We start from the raw sequence: 2488 nt of genomic DNA, 5'->3' as shown, positions 1-2488 counted from the left end.
AACGTAGCCTGCGCGCCGTCGGGCACCGCATCGTTCACGGCGGGCCGGATTATTCCGGCCCGGTCGCGCTGACGGACGACATCACGGCGAAGCTGGAGGCATTGACGCCATTGGCGCCGCTGCACCAGCCGCGCTGCCTTGCGCCGGTTCGCACGTTTGCGGCGATCCGGCCCGAGCTGGCGCAGATCGCGTGCTTCGACACCGCCTTCCACCACGGCCTCGCGCCGCCTGCGCGCCGCTTCGCCATTCCCGGGCGATTCGAGCAGCGTGGCGTCCGGCGCTACGGCTTTCACGGCCTCTCGTTCGAATATGTCGCAGGACGCCTCGCCGAGATCGCGCCGGAGCTCGCGGCCGGGCGAACCGTCATCGCGCATCTCGGCAACGGGGCGAGCCTGTGCGCGTTGCGCGATGGCCGCAGCATCGACACCACGATGGGACTGACGCCGCTCGACGGGCTCGTGATGGGGACACGTTGCGGCACGATCGATCCGGGCGTGCTGCTCTACCTGCAACAGCACGAGGACATGTCGGCCGACGAGGTTCAGCACCTGCTCTATCACGAGTCCGGCCTGCTCGGCGTCTCCGGCACGTCGGCGGACATGCGGACGCTGCTTGCGAGCAGCGAGGCTGCGGCGCGAGAGGCAGTCGATCTCTTCACCTTCCGTGCGGCGCAGGCTGTCGCAATGATGGCGACCACGCTCGGCGGTCTGGACTGCCTGGTCTTCACCGGCGGCATCGGCGAGCATGCCAAGGAGATCCGCGGCGCTATCGGCGAGCGTCTCGCATGGGTGGGCTTGCGCATCGATGCCACGGCCAATGATGCCGCGCGCGAGCGCATCAATGGCAGCAGCAGCGCCGTCGAGGTCTTCGTCATCCCGACCAACGAAGAGATGATGATCGCGCGTCATTGCACTGCTCTGATCCGCCAGGGCAATTGCATATAGAGAGTTTCGCCTGTGGCCATCTTCGAGACGCCCGCCGTTGGCGGGCCCCTCAGGATGAGGACCGAGGTCGGTGGGGGCACTCCAACGAGCACGCACACTGTTTAGCCTCATCCTGAGGAGACCGCGCAGCGGTCGTCTCGAAGGGCGAGGCGTGCGCATCGCTGATGCTACAAGCCTGCGCGATCGCCTGCTGGTTCGCGAACGCCACATCACGTGACATTTTTATGAATGATCTGCCGCAATGCTGTCGTTGCGTCTTCGCGGCAAAGAAAGCGCATCACTTCTGGTTGCGGACGGATCATGAAGACCCACATCATCGAAGAGCTCGGACAAGGCGGCATCCTGCTGCCCGCGCTGGTGGCGGAAGGGCTCGCCGCCAACGATCGCATCAAGGTGCGGATGAGTGCACTACAGGCGGCGGCCCAGCATGCGCGGGAGCCTGGCCGGCCTGCCAATGACCTCGGCGTCGAAAGCCAGACCGCAGGCATCGCCCCCGCGGGGATCGCCGCGCTGATCGGCGGCGCGCATCTGCTCGGACAGAGCCGCCTCGCGGCTCCCGATCTCGCGAAGCTGTTGCAGGAGATCGCGGACGATGCGGCGGCCATGATCCGCGCCGTCGGCGCCGGTGCGGCGAACGACGGCGAGCGGGCGCAGGCGCGGCTCGAGGCGATCCGCGCAGCCGGCCTGCTCGATGCCACCGGCGAGATCGAGCTCTCCCGCATCGCGCGCCTGACCGGGGTCGCCGACGCCGGCGGCGACAGCCTGCATCGCCTCGTCATGGATCTGCACAAGCAGCTCAACAGGCTTGCAACGACCTGCTCGGAGGAAGCGCTCGACGGCGCCCATGTCTTCGGCCTGCTCAGCGAGGACCGGCCGGCCGTCGCGGCCTTCATGAAGGGCCTGAACGCGACGCGGGGACTGAAGTTCAATCACCCCGGTCTCGACACGATGGCCACGCGGGCCGGCGGCCGGCTGCTGATCCAGAACGACATCGGCACAACCGACGCCCATGTGGTCGTGATCGCGGTGAAGAAGAATGCGGTCACCGTCACCTACACCGATGTGCATCTGGCGCGGGCGAAGTTCTTCATCTCGCTGTTCGACGAATTCGAGGCGACCTGGAGCGGCCTCGATCGTCACACCGCAGCCGGCCTCGGGGAGGACAATTCCTTCTATCTCGTAACCGGACAGTATCAGGCCGACCACGCCGCCGATCGCAACGAGTTCCTCGCCGCGCTCGGTGCCGCGCTGGTCTTTCTCATCGACTGGAACAAGGCGCGAAAGCTGCTCAGGACCTGGGTCGCCAAAGAGGACGCAGCCCGCATCCTGGAATGGGCGGCGCGTCACCGGATCGGCCATCGCGGCTTCCTCGAGCTCGGCGGCAACGACCTGCTGGGCTCTGCGGTGCGGAACGCCGCACCCACGCGGATCGGCTTCGGCGAGCGGCTCGACCAGGCGCTCGGCCGCAACGCTGCAATCGATTTTCTGACGGCGTCGCTGCGTGCCTCGACCGAGGCATTGTTGGCGGGCCGTTCGGTGAGAAC

At 67.1% G+C, this 2488-nt stretch carries 1 protein-coding gene and 1 pseudogene; both read left to right on the top strand.

Annotation, left to right across the window (positions count from 1 at the left end; genetic code table 11):
• Positions 1 to 944, top strand: a 944-nt coding sequence (locus JHD07_RS37825) for an acetate/propionate family kinase (protein WP_291631487.1), incomplete at its 5' end; no start/stop codon positions are given.
• 300 nt (positions 945 to 1244) lie between these two features.
• Positions 1245 to 2488 (top strand): annotated as a pseudogene (locus JHD07_RS37820) (hypothetical protein); the annotation flags it as partial.

Origin of the sequence: Bradyrhizobium sp. (assembly GCF_016462955.1) — a bacterium.
Taxonomy (GTDB): Bacteria; Pseudomonadota; Alphaproteobacteria; order Rhizobiales; family Xanthobacteraceae; genus Bradyrhizobium.
Note: the sequence above shows the minus strand (reverse complement) of the source record. Positions and strands in the feature narration are given on the sequence as shown.